Source organism: Allobosea sp. OAE752 (genome assembly GCF_050433265.1).
Lineage (GTDB): Bacteria > Pseudomonadota > Alphaproteobacteria > Rhizobiales > Beijerinckiaceae > Allobosea > Allobosea spartocytisi.
The window spans coordinates 156012-171175 of the sequence record NZ_JBNPXO010000012.1; the positions used below are offsets into that span (position 1 = coordinate 156012).

A 15164-nucleotide genomic window follows, 5' to 3' on the forward strand; every position below is an offset into this window, starting at 1 on the left:
GCCTTTCCTTGCCTGTTTCCTTGTCCCCGCATCTCGCGGAGCAACCTCCGCAGGCCGCGAAGAGCCATGGCGGCAAGGGCGCGCCAGCGGCGTCAGCTTCCCTTGCCGCCGCAGCTCGCAAGCGGCACCCGCAGGGAAAAAAGCGCCGGCTCAGCGAGCCGGCCGGGTTTCGAACGGATCGAACTCAGCGATGAGCTCGACCTCGCCATCGTCGAGCTCGGCGAAGGGCAGAACGCCGAGGGCCCCGTTCGACCGGAAGACCGTGACCGGAACCATGAGGGTCTGTGCGAGCTGGAAGGCGCGGCTCTGGGCTACCGACGGATCGTGTCACATCGTGTGAAGGCTCGATCCGGGAGCGGGCCCATTCCCGCTCGATGGCTCCGACGGTGTCAGGACCCGGACGCGATCACCATGCCCGACCGCGCGCGGTGATCTGGTCCAGTAAATGCCGTCGCCGATGACCAGGCCTCGCCCGCCGATGTCGAACGCATTCGCGCCGCAGCCCGGGCGTTGACGCCCAATCTCGTGCGCTTCGCGGAACGCCTCTTTCGCGGCGCGAACCGGGCGCTGTCAAACCGCCTTTTGCATGACCGCGCGACCAAGGAGCATGGCGTTCAACTCGCTCTTTGCCGCATCCGACAGGTACGGTCGAAATAGGCTCGCGACCTGTTTCAGCCCCCAATCGAGATGCTGCTGTCCGAGGTCCTCGATACCTTCCTGCAGGCTGAGATAAACCGCCCAGTAGGTCGATACGATCCAGACATTGGCGAGCAATAGTGGTGCGTCTTGGTCTGGAACGTCGATCAGCTTCGCATCTGTCATCTGGCGAAGTGCCCCGTCTACGACGAGGCGCATTGCCGCACTCACCACACGGATTGGCTCACGCAGGGTGGGAGCAATGACGATGATGCCCGGCAGATCCCGGAAAATGTAGCGATGGTCCCAGACGATCGAGAACCAGCGCCGCAAGAAACCTGAGAAAACGTCAGGATCGGTGGCAGTGTTCGAGCCTGCGTCCCCCATGAAAACCGTCGCGTCGGCCTCCAGTCTTTTGAACAACGCCTGGAGAAGCGCTTCCTTCGTTTTGAAGTGATAATAAAGGTTGCCTTCGTTGATGCCGACCGTTCGGGCGATCTCGGCGGTCGTGACCCGATCGGGGCCCCGATCGTTGAACAGCACCAGAGTGGCATCCAGGATCCGGGCCCGGGTGCCAACGCGATCGGCCTTTTTTGCATCGGGGTTCCCTGCCCTTTTCATATGCCTCCCTTGCATATCTAAGGTGCCCACCTTAGATCGTCTAAGGTACGCACCTTACATCTACGAGGTGGACGGTTAGCGAGCAAGGATGCGCATGATGGATAGCTCGGCTCAAAATGACCGCACGCTGAAGACCACGTTTCCGCTGACGCCGCAGTCAACGCTCGCGACCCTGCTGGCGATCGTGCGCAACCCGCTCGACGCGCTTCCCCCATCGGTCTTCACGGAACCACTGGTTTTTTCGAAATCCGCCGGAGAATTGAAGGTCTACCTGGCCGATCCTGCGCTGATCCACGAGGCCTTGGTCAAAAATGCGGAAGCTTTGGGCAAAGGGGATCAAGTCAGGCGAGCCCTTGGACCGGCGTTGGGCCAGGGCCTGCTGACGGCGGACGGGGCACATTGGAAATGGCAACGGCAGTCGGTTGCCGGCGCGTTCCGGCACGACAAGCTTCTCGAACTCCAGCCGACAATGATCGCAGCGGCTCGGCGCACGCGCGACAGGTGGATCGGGGTGGGCAACGGAACAGTCGATGTCAGCCACGAGATGATGCGCACCACCTTCGACATCATTGTCGAGACGATGATGTCCGGCGGACATGGCATCGATGTCGGGCGGGTCGAGAAAAGTATTTCGGACTTCCTCAAGCCGACCGGCTGGACGTTCGCACTCGGACTTTTGCACGCCCCGGAGTGGATACCCTATCCCGGTCGCGGCAAGGCCGAAGCCGCCGTTGCATTCCTGCGGTCCAGTATTCTGAGCGTGATCGAGGAGAGGCGCAAGCGCCCGGATGACCGCCATGATCTTGTGAACATGCTTCTGTCGGCCTCTGACCCGGAAGGCGGGCGCAGGATGAGCGACCCGGAAGTCGTCGACAATCTCATGACCTTCATCACGGCCGGACACGAAACGACGGCGCTCGGGCTGGCATGGACATTCGGTTTGCTGGCGCGGCATCCGCAGATCGAGGGAAAAGTTCTCGCCGAGATCGATGCGGTCACGATGGGCGAGCCGGTGGACGCGGAGCATGTCTCGAAACTGATCTATACGCGGCAGGCCTTCTCGGAAGCCATGCGCCTTTATCCCCCCGCGCCGATCATCACGCGGACCGCTTTGGAGGACTTCGAGCTCGGGGGGTATCTCATTCCGGCCGGAACGGTGATGATCGTACCGATCTACGCGGTGCATCACCACGCTTCCCTGTGGTCGGATCCCGAGGCGTTCGACCCGGATCGTTTCAGCCCGGAGGCGGCCAAGGCACGGCACCGCTATGCCTACATGCCCTTTGGTGCGGGTCCACGTGTCTGCATCGGCAATGCCTTCGCCGTCATGGAGGCGGTCGCCATCTTGGCTGTGCTGCTTCAGAAGGTCCGGCTCACGACGATCGAGCCCGAGCCACCCAAGCCCGTCATGAAGGTGACGCTTCGGTCGAACCGGCCGCAGCGCATGAACCTGATATTGCGCTGAGGAATGTCTCAGGAAGCCTGGCTTGCTTCACCCTGCCGAAGCCAAACGGCGGCGGTGGACCGCTGCCGGATCACGATCTGCACTTAGAACTGGAAACGATTCTTGGGCGGCTTCGGCGCCAACGAGGCCGAAGCGAGAGAGATAGCCGCGCGCAGCAGGCCCGCGCTCGGGACCGAGGGGAGCCAGGTGAAGTTGATAGCGAGATGGCGTCATGACTCATGGGAGGCTCCGTCTGAGGTGAGGTGACGCCCTCGATCCTCAGACGGTACGGCGCCCTTACATCATGACCCGCGACGCCGTCGACACGCGCAGCTTTTGCCGCGAGAGCGGCTTAGTCTTATGGCGTTTCTCGCCCGATGACGACTGACGTTTCGGGCGCACCCCAGGCGAGACTACCGATCGATCAGCGGTCTGCAGGGGTTGCCTGGAATGCGGCCATGATTTTTATGGGCGGGCATGAGCCAGCGAAAACCCAAAGACAGCGCTTCCGAGTCGCGTGGCCGGATCATCGAGGCGGCGACGACGCTGTTCACGCAAACGGCCTTCGACAAAGTCTCGGTCGAAGAGATTGCACGTCTTGCTGGCGTGGCGCACGGCCTGGTCTTCCACTATTTTGGCACCAAGGCGAAGCTATACGAGGCCGTGTCCCGCGAGGCGGCGGGCCGGCTCGACCGACTGCATATCGAGGCCACCGTGGGGGCGGATTCTGCGCCCGGAAAGCTCGCGAACTTCCTCCGCAGCCATATGGAAGCGGTGGAACAGCGAAAGGCCGACTATGTCTTTCATTCGCGCGGTGGCGGCAGCCCGGCCATCCAGGCCATCTGGGAAGGTTCGCGGCGCAATGCGATCCATCTGATACTCGGCTTCTTCGGCGTGCAAAAGCCATCGGAGGCACTGATCGTCGCCACGCGAGCCTGGCTCGGTTTCTACGACGAGCTTGTCCTTGAATGGATGCAGGGGAAGCCGGTCTCCCCTGACGGGATCATCCGCATCTCCTTGGAAATGTTCAGTGCCACTATGGCCCGAGCCGGCATCCTGGGTGCCTCCGACGCGCCCGATCAGGCGCCTATTGACTGACAGTCAAAACTAGGATTGACTGTCAGTCAAAGGAGGCTGGCGATGCAATGCCGGCCCGGAGGAAACCATGTCCGAGGTCGCCATCATCGGCGCCGGTCCGACCGGGCTGGCCTGCGCGCTGCTTCTCGCCCGGCTCGGCGTGCGGACCACTGTCTTCGAGCGCAATAGCGGCACGTCCACCCATCCGCGCGGACATGTGGTCAATGCGCGCAGCATGGAAATCTTCCGGTCGCTCGGCCTCGAAGATGCGATCCGCGCCCAAAGCCTCCCGATCGAGCGCAACCAGGGCGTCGCATTTCTGAGGCGCCTGACGGAGCCGGCGATCGCCGTCCTGCGAACACAAGGGGTCCCCGAGCGGGACGCCGCCCAGCGCGCCGCGAGCCCTTGCCTACGAGCCTCCTGTCCCCAGGACCGCCTCGAGCCGATCTTGCGGGAGGCGGCCGACGGGCAGCCGCTGATCGATCTGCGGTTCGCGACCGAGGTGGAGAGCATCACCCAGGACAGCGAGTCGGTGATCCTGTCAGGCAGAGGGCCGGACGGCCCGTTCTCGCTCGCCGCATCGTATCTCGTCGGCGCCGACGGCACCCGCAGCATGGTGCGCGAACAGGCCGGGATCGGCATGCAGGGGCGCGGACGCATCGGCCGGCAGATCGGCATCTATTTCGAGGCCGATCTCTGGCCGCTGACAGAAACCCGCCCCTATCTGCTCTGGTGGATCTATAATGCCTTGACCTGTGGCGTGCTGATCGCGCTCGATGGCCGCACGCGCTGGACCTACAATTTCGCCTTCGATCCCGAGCGGGAGACCGTGGAGGCGTTCACGCCGGCCCGTTGCGCCGAGATCCTGCGCAATGTGATCGGCCGGGACGACATTCCGCTCGCTATCCATTCGATCCTGCCCTGGCGGATGCAGGCTCTCCTGGCGGAACAGATGGGCAATGGCCGGATTTTCATCGCGGGCGATGCGGCCCATCCGCTACCGCCGACCGGTGGGCAAGGAATGAACACAGGGATCGGGGACGTTCATAACCTCGCCTGGAAACTGGCGCTCGTCCTGAAGGGCGCCGCACCGCAGGCCCTGCTCGAGACTTACGGGATCGAACGCCGCCCGATCGCTCATTTCAACATCGAACAGAGCGTCGCCAACGCCATGAAGATGGCCGAACTCGGGCTCTCGGGAATGGCGACGTCAGAGAGCTCCTTTGCCCGCAGCCTGGACGGTCCCGACGAGCGTGCTGCGTCGGAGCGCCTTCGCCAGGCCGTTCCGCATCTCAGGGACCATTTCGACTATCTCGGGCAGACTTTTGGACAAGGCTACGCATCGGGAGCACTCGTCCCCGACGGAGAGGCTGTCGCGGCACCATCCGTCGGTACCTATGTCCCCTGCGCAAGGCCTGGATACCGCGCCCCACATCTTCAGCTTCTCCAGGATGGGGAAAGCGTCTCTACGATCGATCTGATCGGTTTCGGAGCATTCACGGTCCTTGCGACACCCGGGGCGTCGGCTTGGCGCCGGAGCTTTGAAGGTGCGCTCGCCCGCCGAGGGGTGGCTGGAACAGGATGGCTCGTCGGAGGCCACGGCGATCTCTCCGATCCCGGAGACACCTTCAGGCGACTTTACGGACTCGCCGATGAGGGAGCCGTGCTGATCCGGCCGGATGGCATTGTGGCTTTCCGCTCGCAGGAAGCGTCACCGCGCGCGCCGGAAGCCGTAGAATACATTCTGGACGTGATCTTGTTCGGGCCGGCCAGGGAGGGAACGGCACGCACGGCAGCCTGAAGACCACCGATAAAAAAAGAACGAACGGGAGGACGGTATGAAGACGCGTTTGTTTCGCATGGGCTTGGCCGTGCTGAGCTTGGCCGCAGGCTTCACCCTGGCGGGCGTGGTCGGGCCCGCAATGGCCCAGCAGAACGTCACGCTGGCTCTGCCGGCCCAGTCGCTCCTGTTCGCCCCGGCCTATATCGCCGCTGAGCGCGGCTATTTCCGCGAGGCCGGGATCGAGCCCAAGATCGTCTATGTGGCCGGTCCCGGCGTCCTGACGGCCGTGCTCGGCAAGAGCGCCGACTTCGCGATGATCTCCGGCGGCATTCAGATTGCCGCCGCGGTGCGCAACCAGAAGCTCGTGGCCATCGCCAACACACAGGATCGCTTCACGACCGATATCGTCGTGCGCAAGCCGGTTGCCGACAAGCTCGGGGCGGTACCGCCCGGCGATGCGCTGGCGCGCATCCGTGCATTGAAGGGCCTGACGATCGGCATCGATGCGGTCAACGGCTTGCCCCACAGCTTCCTGCGCTATCTGGCACGCAAGGCCGGGATGAATCCCGAAACCGACTTCACCATCACCGCCTTGCAGCCCCAGGCCATGGTCGCGGCGATGAAGAGCGGCACGATCGAGGCGATGGCCTTCTCGCCGCCCTTTTCGCTGACGGCGGTGAATGACGGCGGCGCGCTCTGGATCACGGGTCCGGATGTCGATCTGCCCGAAATGAAGACCTTTCCCTACAACGTCGTGCTCGTCCGGCCGGATTACTGCCAGGCCGAGGCCGCCGCCTGCCGGGGCTTCACCACCGCGATCGGCAAGGCCGTGGCGTTGATGAGGAGCGACCCGGCCGCGAGCCTCGCGGCGCTCGGCAAGACCTTCGACAGGATGGAGCCCGAGGCTCTGCGGCAGTCCTTCGCCATTTTTGCCAAGTATACGCGAACCGATCTTGGACTGACGGAGGACATGTATCGCAACGCCGTCGCCTTCGATCGCGCCGGCGGCGTCATTCCCGAAACTGCGGCGGTTCCGCCAGCGTCGGAGCTCTATGCTCCCTCGCTCGGGCGGTAGCAATAGGAGGCGCGTCGCATGTGGGATCGCGTCATCTTCGTGCTGGTTCTGCTGCTGGGCTGGCAGATGGGGGGCACCTGGCTAGGCCCGGAGCAGATCAGCACGCCCTGGCTGGTCGCAGGCCAGCTCTACCGATGGGTGGCCGAAGGGAGCATCGGCATCCATATCGGCTACACCCTGCTGGAAGGGACGCTGGGCTTCCTGATCGGGGGGCTGCCGGGGCTCGTGCTGCCGCTCCTGCTGCGGCGCAGGCCCTATCTCACGGCCGTACTCAATCCCTTCATCGTGGTGGCCTACGGGCTTCCAAAGGTCGCGTTTATCCCGCTCTTCATCATCTGGTTCGGGATCGGCATCTGGAGCAAGGTCGCTCTGGTCGCCAGCGTGTCCTTCTTTCTGGTCTTCTTCAGCATGCTGGAGGGGGTGAAGGCGGTCGATCCGCGGCTGCTGAGGATGGCCCGCGTCGCAGGCGCTAACGAGCCGCAGATCCTGTGGACGATCGTCCTGCCGGCGGCCACGCCCTTCGCTTTCCAGGCGGTCCAGATCGCGCTGCCGCTCTCGATCGGCGGTGCCGCCGTCGCCGAGCTGATCTCGTCGAACAGGGGGCTGGGCTATCTGGTGCAGTCGTCGGCGGCCAATTTCGAGATTACCGGCGCGCTGGCCGCGGTGACTGCGCTCACCCTTCTTGTCGCCCTCGCCAATGTCGGTGTCGCGGCGGCCGAACGCCATCTCCTGGCCTGGCAGCACAAACCGACGAGCAACGTAGAGGAATGCGGCCAATGACACAGACCCCGCTCCTCGAAATCCGCGGGCTCGGCAAGGCCTTTTCCAGCCGCGACGGCGGTCCACCACGGTGGGTCATCAAGGATCTGTCCTTTAACCTTTTCGAAGGCGAGTTCGTCACGCTGGTGGGCCCCTCCGGCTCAGGCAAGTCGACGCTGCTCAATCTACTCGCTCAGATTGAGCCGCCCAGCGCCGGCGACATCCTTCTGCGTGGGGAAACTATCAGCGAACCGGGCATCAAGCGCCTCCAACCCGGCTCGGGGGGGCGGGTCGGGTACGTCATGCAGGACGACAACCTGCTGCCCTGGCGGACGCTGCGCGCCAACGTGGCCTACCCACTGGAGGTGCAGGGCCGGCTGGACGCCACGGCGCGGCAGCGCATCGACCAACTCATCCATGCCGTCGGGCTTGGCGGCTTCGAGAATCATTATCCGCACGAGCTTTCCGGCGGGATGCGCAAGCGTGCCTCGATCATCCGGACGCTCGCCTACGACCCTCCCGTCATTCTGATGGACGAGCCGTTCGGCGCGCTCGACGCCGAATCCCGGCTGCACATCCAGAACGATCTCGTCCGGCTCTGGGAGCTGGGGCGCAAGACGATCCTGTTCGTCACCCACGACATTCCCGAAGCGATCGCGCTGGGCGACCGCACCTTGACGCTCACGAAGTCTCCGGCTCGCCTGCGGGGCGACCATCCGATCCTGATCCCCCGGCCTCGCTCGGTCGACAGCCTCGTCACGGAGGCCGAATTCCCGCGCGTCTTCGGCCGCATTCGGGCGGAGGTCTGATGACGCAGCCTCTGACGAATGACGCGATGGCAAAGGAACAACCGGTTTCGACGCGGATGATCTCTCGTCTGGCCCTGGTTCGGACCCTGGTCGCCGTCGCGCTGACCATCGGTTGGGAGCTCGCGTCCCGGGCGAAGCCAGAGTTGATCGCCGGACCTGTGGAATCGGCGGTGCGCCTGGTCGAACTGGCCGCCTCCGGCGAGATGATCGCGATGGTCACGATCACGCTGGTCGAGACTCTGGGCGGGCTGGCAATCGGGGCGGGCCTGGGCCTCGTGCTGCCCTTCCTGGTTCAGATGTCGCCGCGCCTGACGGCCGTGATCGCCCCCTTCGCGCAAGCCGCGGTCGGGATACCCAAACTCGCGCTCACACCCATCCTCATCCTGTGGTTCGGCATCGGTGTGACGGGCAAGATCGTACTGGTCGCGCTGATGACCTTCTTCATGGCCTTCGTCGCGACCTTCGCGGGCATCCGCTCGGTCGGGCCGAGCCTGATCCGCACGGTCGCCGTCTTTGGCGCCGGCAGGGTCGAGATCGCGCGCGAGGTCTTCTGGCATGCCGCGCAGCCCTTCGTCTGGGCGGCGCTGCGGGCCGCGCTGCCCTGGGCAATCAATGCGGCGCTTGTCGGCGAATTCCTCGCCGCCGAGCAGGGCATCGGCTTCTACATCCACCATTCCTACAACATCGCCGACATGACCGGCGTCTATGCCGGCATTTTGCTCACCGCCGTTCTGGTCGTGGCCGCTGACGCATTGCTGGGCGCGGTCCAGCGCCGCGTGCTCGCCTGGCAGCCGCAACGATCCTCCGATTACCAGCATTAGGGAGTGCGATCATGACGACGCTTTACTATGCGCCGGGGGCCTGCTCGATCGGCATACACTTCCTGCTGGAGCGGCTCGGCCTGCCCTATGAGCGGCGGAAGGTCGATATCCGCTCCGGTGAAAACCGGGAGCCCTGGTTCATTGCCCTCAACCCCAAGGCCAAGGTCCCGACTCTGCAGCGCGACGACGGCTCGGTCCTGACCGAGTTTCCGGTGATCGCGCAACACCTCGCCGGCATGGCTCCCGAAAAGGGAATGCTGCCGAGCGACCCCGAGCTGCTGCTGAGAGCCGCGGAACTGACCGACTACCTCGTCGCGACGCTACACATGCAGGGCTTCTCCCGCATCTTCCGCCCGATGAAGTTCGCGGCCGACCCCGCCGGCCATGCGGCGGTTCAGGAGCAGGGCAAGGCTATCGTCGGCGAAGGGCTCTTGGTCGTCGAGCGCAGCCTGATGCCGGGGGGAGTTCTGGCATCGACGCCGAGCTTCGCCGACGCCGCGCTGTTCTACGTCCTGTTCTGGGCGACGGACCGCGTCGGCATGCCGGTTCCCGCTCATTGCGCCGAACGCTACGCCGCGCTCAAGGCGACGGCGGCGGCCCGGCGCGTCTTCGAGGTCGAGGGGATCGGCAAATGATGACGCGCGGCGCGTTCCTTGCGGCCGTGGCGCTTGCCCTCTCGGGTCTGTGCAACCCCGCATCCTCGCAGGAGGCGTTTCCCAGCCGCCCGCTGAAGATCGTCGTGGGCTTTGCGGCCGGCGGCAGCTCGGACACGGTGGCGCGGCTTCTGGCGGAAAAGCTCGCCGTCCGCTTCGGCAAGCCGGTCATCGTCGAAAACCGGCCCGGCGCCGGCGGCATGGTAGCGACGAGCCAGCTCCTGCGCGAGCCCGCCGACGGATATCAGGTCCTGCTGCTGGCGAGCGCGCATTCGGTGACGGCGGCGCTCCGGACGAGCATGCCTTTTGATCCGGTCGACGACATCGAATGGCTGTCGACTGCCGCGACCTATGGCATGGCGTTCGGGGTTCGCCCGGATTCGCCCTATGGCAGCCTCGCCGAGATCGTGGCGGCCGCCAAGGCTCGCCCGCGCACGCTCAGCTATTACTCGGTCGGATACGGCACCGGTCATCATCTGCTGGGCGAGTGGCTGAACGCCGCGACCGGCGCCGAATTCACCCATGTGCCCTATCGCGGCAGCGCCGCCGCCATCTCCGATTTCCTGGGCGGACGCGTCGATCTGATGATCGACACCATGACCTTCGTGCATCCGCATGCCGCGGCCGGGAAGGTGAGGACATTGGCCGTGACCTCCCGGCTGGTCCCGCCCGAGATGGCCGCCGTGCCCTTCTCCGGGGACGTCGTTCCCGGCCTCGCCTACGAGTCCTGGCTCGGGCTCGCGATACGCAAGGGCGCCCCGGCCGCCATCGTCGAGCGCTGGCGCGCCGAGATTACCGCCGTGGTCCAGTCGGACGCTTTCGCGCAGGACATGAGCCGGCTCGGCGCGAACGCGGCGGCGAGTACCGGTCCCGTCTTTGCCGAGCGCGTCCGGCGCGAGATCGCCGAATTCAGCCGGGTCATCGAGGCTCGCGGCATCGAACGGCAGCAGTGACGCGACGCAACGCAACAGCCCATGGAGGAGACACGCCATGACCATCAAGGCACTCGGCTATGTCGGGATCCAGTCGACCAAGCTGGATGATTGGAGCGGCTTCGCGACCTCGCTGCTGGGCATGCAGCCGGTCGATCGCGGCGGCGCGGTGCGGACGTTCAGGATGGATGACCGCAAGCAGCGCCTGGTCGTCACCGGAGACGACAAGGACGGGCTCGGCTTCCTGGGCTGGGAGGTCGAGGATGCCGCCGGCCTGGAGACGATGGCGGCACGCCTCGACCAGCATGGCGTCGCCGTCCGCCGGGGCACACGCGCCCTCGCCGTCGAGCGGCGGGTCGGTGACCTCATCGTCTTCACCGACCCGAACGGTCACCGGGTCGAGATCTTCCATTCGCCCGAGATCGCCAGCGATCCCTTCCTGCCCGGCCGGCCGATTTCCGGCTTCAAGACAGGCCCGCTGGGCATGGGCCATGTCGTGCTGAACGTCGACAATATCGAGGTCGCGATGCGCTTCTATCGCGACGTTCTCGGTTTCCACGTCACGGATTACGGGCTCAAGCCCTATCCGCTCTATTTCTTCCATGTGAACGGTCGCCACCACAGCTTCGCCATGGTCGGCTCCGGCAAGCAGAGCTTCCACCATTTCATGCTGGAGCTGCAGAGCCTCGACGATGTCGGCCAGGGCTACGACCTGGCGCAGCTCGACGAGGGGCGGGTCGCCTACACGCTCGGGCGCCACACCAACGATCACATGACATCGTTCTACGCCCATACGCCCTCGGAGTTCTTCGTCGAATATGGCTGGGGCGCGCAGGTGATCGATCCGGCTACATGGGAGCCGTTCGAGACCCACGACGGGCCCAGCCTCTGGGGGCATGAGCGGCTGTATCTGCCGGAGGACCAGCGCGGCCGGCTGCGCGAGATGCGGCTCGACGCGGCGCGGCGCGGCGTTCGCGTGCCGAACCCGACCAATTGCGCCTGGCTCGATTCCGTTATCGCAAGCGAGTGACGCGCATGGCGAGCGGCACCTGCGAACAGCGGCCTCCCGACGACATGGTGGACGTTGCGATCATCGGGCTGGGACCGGTGGGCGCGGCTCTCGGCTGCCTCCTCGGCAAGGCGGGTCTGTCCGTCCTGATCCTCGAGCGCGAGGCCGAGATCTATCCGCTGCCCCGCGCCGTCCATTTCGACGACGAGGTCATGCGCGTCCTCCAGGCGATCGGCATCGCGGACCAGATGCTGCCGCTGACGCAGGTGTCGCCCGGCATGCGCTTCATCGATGCAGCGGGCCGCATCATGCTGGACTGGTCGCGCAGCATGGAGCCGGGTCCGCAGGGCTGGCACGAAAGCTACCGCTTTCATCAACCGGACCTCGAGGCCGTGCTGCGCCGGCGTCTTTCGACTCTTCCATCCGTGAAGGTGCAGACGCGGCGGGATGTCTTTGCCGTCGAAGAGGATGGCGAGGCGGCGACGCTCCGTTTCGAGGAACTGGACACGGGGCAGCTCATGCGTGGTCGTGCCCGCTACGTCGTCGGCTGCGACGGCGCACGCTCACTGGTGCGCCGGCTGATCGGTTCCACCGGAATCGATCTCGGCTTCCATGAACGCTGGCTGGTGGTCGACTGCCTCCTGAAGCGGGACAAGCCCGAGCTCGGTGACCACAGCATCCAGTACTGTGAGCCCGGCAGGCCCGCCACCTATGTACGCGGGGTCGGAGTTCGAAGACGCTGGGAAATTACGGCCCTGGCGACCGAGACAAATGCGATGCTGCTGGAGCCGGCGACGATATGGCGGCTGCTATCCCGCTGGATCACGCCCGACGATGCCGAGCTCGAGCGAGCTGCCGTCTACACCTTTCACTCGGTGGTTGCGCGGCGCTGGCGCAGCGGGCGCCTCTTGATCGCAGGCGATGCGGCTCACCAGACGCCGCCATTCCTCGGGCAGGGCCTCTGCGCGGGCATCCGCGACGCTGCCAATCTGGCTTGGAAACTTCAGGCGGTCATCGACCGCAAGGCGCCGGACACGCTTCTGGACAGCTACGAAAGCGAACGCGCGCCGCATGTGACGGAATATATCGAGCTGGCGGTCCGGCTGGGTGGCCTCATCAACATGCGCGCGGCCGAGCAGGCGCTGCAAGGGAGGGCTCCTCCTGGCAGGCCGCTTCCGATGCGCTCGATCAAACCGCGTCTTGGAGCGGGCCTGGGCATCGGAAACGCCGAAGCGGTCGGCAGGCCGGCCCCGCAGCCGAGGCTGTCGAACGGGTTGCTGCTCGATGACGTCGTGGGCGACCGCTTCGCGTTGCTGGTCCTGCCTGGCGTGGCCGATGACGGGCTCGCCCGATCGTGCCGGGAAGCCGGCATCGCCCTGATCGAGGCCGAGGCCGGCGATGCCGTGGAAACCTGGCTGACGCGCGAAAACATCGCCGCGGCACTGGTCCGGCCGGACCGCTACGTCATGGCGGTCGCAGCCGATGTGCCGGCCGCCTCGACCCTCCCGAACCTGGCCATCCAACGCCATCAGGACAACGCCCTGGCGGCCTGAACCGCGCTTTTCCATCCGTCGTCAGTGATCTTCGAGGATCCCATGAAACTTGTCTCATTCGTCGCGAACGGTCTCTCCAGCTTCGGCGCCGTCAAAGATCAGTCCATCGTCGATCTCGGTCCGCATTTTTCCGGGGCCGGCATCACCAGCCTGCGTCGGCTCCTGGCTGCCGATGCTCTCGCGGAAGCGCGAGAGGTCGCTGCGGGAAGGCTCCCCGAGCTGGCCCTTTCGGCCGTCACGCTGCTCCCCCCGATTCCGGATCCCGGCAAGATCATCTGCGTCGGTCTGAACTACCATGACCACGTCACGGAGACCGGGCGAACCGTCACCGAGCACCCCTCGATCTTCGCCCGGTTTCCGGAAAGCCAGGTCGGCCATCTCCAGCCGATGGTGAGGCCGATCGAGTCGGAGCATTTCGATTATGAAGGCGAGCTTGCCTTCGTCATCGGCCGCGGCGGCCGTCGTATCCCGGAAAGCGCGGCCCTCTCGGCCATTGCCGGTTATGCCTGCTACAACGAGGGCAGCATCCGTGACTGGCAGCGCCATACCAGCCAGTTCATCGCGGGCAAGACCTTCGCCCGCAGCGGCTCGTTCGGGCCTTGGCTGGTCACGGCCGACGAGATTCCAGACCCGTCGCGGCTGACGCTCGAGACCCGCCTCAACGGGGAAACGGTCCAGAAGGCGACGACCGACCAGCTCATCACCGGCATCCCGGCCCTGATCCGCTATTGCTCCACCATCATGACGCTCGAGCCCGGCGATGTTATCGTGACGGGGACGCCCGGAGGCGTCGGTGCCAAGCGCACTCCGCCACTGTGGATGAAGCCCGGGGACACCGTCGAGGTCGAGATCAGCGGCATCGGTGTCCTGCGCAACCCCGTCTCTGCCGAACCGCTCTGAGGAGGCGGCGATGACGAGGCCGATCATCATCACGTGCGCTGTGACCGGCAGCGCGCCGATCAACCTGCGCAACCCGGCCCCGATCACGCCGGACGCCATCGCGAGCGCCGCGCTCGATGCCTGGCGCGCAGGAGCGGCGATCGTCCACATCCACGTGCGAGACCCAGAGACTGGCGTGCCGAGCGGGGAGCTCTCGCTTTACGAGGCCGTCGTTGACAAGCTCCGCTCGGCGCGCTGCGAGGCGCTGATCAACCTGACGACCGGATATGGCGGGCGCTTCGTGCCCGACGCCGCCGAACCGCGCCGGGCGGGGCCGGGCTCGAACATCGAGGCGCCGGAAGCGAGATGCCGGCATATCCTGCAGCTTCGCCCGGACATCTGCTCGCTCGACATGGGGTCGCTCAATTTCGGGGATACGGTCTTCATCAACACGCCGCGCCACCTGCAGACGATGGCGACGCTCATCGGAGACGCGGGCGTGCTTCCCGAGCTGGAAGCCTTCGAAGCCGGCCATATCCGCCTTGCCCGGGACTTCATCGACCGGGGCATCCTGCGCGGGCCCGGCTGGTTCCAGCTCTGCCTGGGCATCGCCTGGGGCAGCCCAGCCGACACGCGGACCATGCAGTTCCTGGCCGACATGCTGCCGGCCGGTTGCAACTGGTCGGGTTTTGGCATCGGCGCGTCGCAGTTCGCCATGGCCGCGCAGGCCGCCATTCTCGGAGGCCATGTCCGCGTCGGGATGGAGGATAATCTGTATCTCGCGCGCGGCGTGCCCGCCACCAACCCCTCGCTCGTCACCCGCGCAGTCGCCGTGGTGGAGGCGCTCGGACATCAAGTCGCTTCGCCGGCCGAGGCAAGGTCGCTTTTAGGGATGTGAGATGAACTAATCGTGGTCAGTAGGGAAGCTTGTTCGGAAGCTCGCCTGCAAGTCTCGATCAGCGTTCTTGGCAGATCGAAGAAGGGTGCTGCGCTTCAGATCGCCACGTTCATCTGTCTGGTTGCTCCGGACGGCCCCACGGTCTCAAGACCCTCCCGAATTTGTTCGATGAGCACCATGACGATCTCCTTTGGTGGAATCGCGCCCCGTCCATC

15 protein-coding genes are annotated in these 15164 nt (G+C 65.4%); 13 read left to right on the forward strand and 2 right to left on the reverse strand.

The window, feature by feature from the left end:
* Nucleotides 1-150: 150 nt before the first annotated feature.
* Together GGC47_RS24655 and GGC47_RS24660 are read right to left on the reverse strand one after the other, a co-directional pair.
* Nucleotides 151-276: a hypothetical protein gene (locus tag GGC47_RS24655; RefSeq protein ID WP_429069466.1), complete on the reverse strand. Its 126-nt coding sequence runs from the start codon at nt 274-276 to the stop codon at nt 151-153.
* 294 nt (nt 277-570) lie between these two features.
* Nucleotides 571-1257: a TetR/AcrR family transcriptional regulator gene (locus tag GGC47_RS24660; protein ID WP_429069467.1), complete on the reverse strand. Its 687-nt coding sequence runs from the start codon at nt 1255-1257 to the stop codon at nt 571-573.
* Between the two features lie 97 nt (nt 1258-1354).
* Between GGC47_RS24660 and GGC47_RS24665 the strand changes: the two genes are divergently transcribed.
* The 13 genes from GGC47_RS24665 (at nt 1355) to GGC47_RS24725 (ending at nt 14949) form a co-directional block, all read left to right on the forward strand.
* Nucleotides 1355-2722: a cytochrome P450 gene (locus tag GGC47_RS24665; protein ID WP_429069501.1), complete on the forward strand. Its 1368-nt coding sequence runs from the start codon at nt 1355-1357 to the stop codon at nt 2720-2722.
* Between the two features lie 456 nt (nt 2723-3178).
* The gene (locus GGC47_RS24670) at nt 3179-3799 is read left to right on the forward strand and encodes a TetR/AcrR family transcriptional regulator (RefSeq protein ID WP_429069469.1); all 621 of its coding nucleotides are present in this window, start codon (nt 3179-3181) and stop codon (nt 3797-3799) included.
* Nucleotides 3800-3866: 67 nt separating this feature from the next.
* Nucleotides 3867-5579: an FAD-dependent oxidoreductase gene (locus GGC47_RS24675; protein ID WP_429069471.1), complete on the forward strand. Its 1713-nt coding sequence runs from the start codon at nt 3867-3869 to the stop codon at nt 5577-5579.
* A gap of 37 nt (nt 5580-5616) precedes the next feature.
* Nucleotides 5617-6636, forward strand: a complete 1020-nt coding sequence (locus tag GGC47_RS24680) for an ABC transporter substrate-binding protein (protein WP_429069473.1) — start codon at nt 5617-5619, stop codon at nt 6634-6636.
* An 18-nt stretch (nt 6637-6654) separates the two neighbouring features.
* Complete coding sequence (locus GGC47_RS24685) at nt 6655-7416, forward strand: ABC transporter permease (RefSeq protein WP_429069474.1); 762 nt, start codon at nt 6655-6657, stop codon at nt 7414-7416.
* A complete protein-coding gene (locus tag GGC47_RS24690) occupies nt 7413-8204 on the forward strand; it encodes an ABC transporter ATP-binding protein (protein WP_429069476.1) in 792 nt (263 codons plus the stop codon). Before GGC47_RS24685 ends, GGC47_RS24690 begins: the two co-directional genes overlap by 4 nt.
* Nucleotides 8204-9025, forward strand: coding sequence for an ABC transporter permease (locus GGC47_RS24695; RefSeq protein WP_429069478.1), 822 nt, complete (start codon nt 8204-8206; stop codon nt 9023-9025). Before GGC47_RS24690 ends, GGC47_RS24695 begins: the two co-directional genes overlap by 1 nt.
* An 11-nt stretch (nt 9026-9036) precedes the next feature.
* Nucleotides 9037-9660, forward strand: a complete 624-nt coding sequence (locus tag GGC47_RS24700) for a glutathione S-transferase family protein (RefSeq protein ID WP_429069480.1) — start codon at nt 9037-9039, stop codon at nt 9658-9660.
* A complete protein-coding gene (locus tag GGC47_RS24705) occupies nt 9657-10631 on the forward strand; it encodes a Bug family tripartite tricarboxylate transporter substrate binding protein (RefSeq protein WP_429069481.1) in 975 nt (324 codons plus the stop codon). Before GGC47_RS24700 ends, GGC47_RS24705 begins: the two co-directional genes overlap by 4 nt.
* A 37-nt stretch (nt 10632-10668) precedes the next feature.
* Complete coding sequence (locus GGC47_RS24710) at nt 10669-11640, forward strand: VOC family protein (RefSeq protein WP_429069482.1); 972 nt, start codon at nt 10669-10671, stop codon at nt 11638-11640.
* A 5-nt stretch (nt 11641-11645) separates the two neighbouring features.
* On the forward strand, nt 11646-13172 hold the full coding sequence (gene mhpA, locus GGC47_RS24715) for a bifunctional 3-(3-hydroxy-phenyl)propionate/3-hydroxycinnamic acid hydroxylase MhpA (RefSeq protein ID WP_429069484.1): 1527 nt from the start codon (nt 11646-11648) through the stop codon (nt 13170-13172).
* Between the two features lie 42 nt (nt 13173-13214).
* Nucleotides 13215-14072, forward strand: a complete 858-nt coding sequence (locus tag GGC47_RS24720) for a fumarylacetoacetate hydrolase family protein (RefSeq protein ID WP_429069486.1) — start codon at nt 13215-13217, stop codon at nt 14070-14072.
* Between the two features lie 10 nt (nt 14073-14082).
* Nucleotides 14083-14949 (forward strand): beta-keto acid cleavage family enzyme, encoded by an 867-nt coding sequence (locus GGC47_RS24725; RefSeq protein ID WP_429069488.1) that lies wholly within the window; start codon nt 14083-14085, stop codon nt 14947-14949.
* The last annotated feature ends 215 nt before the right edge of the window (nt 14950-15164 follow it).

Excerpts from the sequence above, each read along its gene's own strand:
- GGC47_RS24710 (WP_429069482.1), top strand. The coding sequence starts at position 10,669 with ATGACCATCAAGGCACTCGGCTATGTCGGGATCCAGTCGACCAAGCTG.
- GGC47_RS24720 (WP_429069486.1), top strand. The coding sequence starts at position 13,215 with ATGAAACTTGTCTCATTCGTCGCGAACGGTCTCTCCAGCTTCGGCGCC.
- GGC47_RS24665 (WP_429069501.1), top strand. The coding sequence starts at position 1,355 with ATGGATAGCTCGGCTCAAAATGACCGCACGCTGAAGACCACGTTTCCG.
- GGC47_RS24680 (WP_429069473.1), top strand. The coding sequence starts at position 5,617 with ATGAAGACGCGTTTGTTTCGCATGGGCTTGGCCGTGCTGAGCTTGGCC.
- mhpA (WP_429069484.1), top strand. The coding sequence starts at position 11,646 with ATGGCGAGCGGCACCTGCGAACAGCGGCCTCCCGACGACATGGTGGAC.
- GGC47_RS24670 (WP_429069469.1), top strand. The coding sequence starts at position 3,179 with ATGAGCCAGCGAAAACCCAAAGACAGCGCTTCCGAGTCGCGTGGCCGG.
- GGC47_RS24685 (WP_429069474.1), top strand. The coding sequence starts at position 6,655 with ATGTGGGATCGCGTCATCTTCGTGCTGGTTCTGCTGCTGGGCTGGCAG.
- GGC47_RS24660 (WP_429069467.1), bottom strand. The coding sequence starts at position 1,257 with ATGAAAAGGGCAGGGAACCCCGATGCAAAAAAGGCCGATCGCGTTGGC.
- GGC47_RS24725 (WP_429069488.1), top strand. The coding sequence starts at position 14,083 with ATGACGAGGCCGATCATCATCACGTGCGCTGTGACCGGCAGCGCGCCG.
- GGC47_RS24655 (WP_429069466.1), bottom strand. The coding sequence starts at position 276 with ATGGTTCCGGTCACGGTCTTCCGGTCGAACGGGGCCCTCGGCGTTCTG.
- GGC47_RS24695 (WP_429069478.1), top strand. The coding sequence starts at position 8,204 with ATGACGCAGCCTCTGACGAATGACGCGATGGCAAAGGAACAACCGGTT.
- GGC47_RS24700 (WP_429069480.1), top strand. The coding sequence starts at position 9,037 with ATGACGACGCTTTACTATGCGCCGGGGGCCTGCTCGATCGGCATACAC.
- GGC47_RS24675 (WP_429069471.1), top strand. The coding sequence starts at position 3,867 with ATGTCCGAGGTCGCCATCATCGGCGCCGGTCCGACCGGGCTGGCCTGC.
- GGC47_RS24690 (WP_429069476.1), top strand. The coding sequence starts at position 7,413 with ATGACACAGACCCCGCTCCTCGAAATCCGCGGGCTCGGCAAGGCCTTT.
- GGC47_RS24705 (WP_429069481.1), top strand. The coding sequence starts at position 9,657 with ATGATGACGCGCGGCGCGTTCCTTGCGGCCGTGGCGCTTGCCCTCTCG.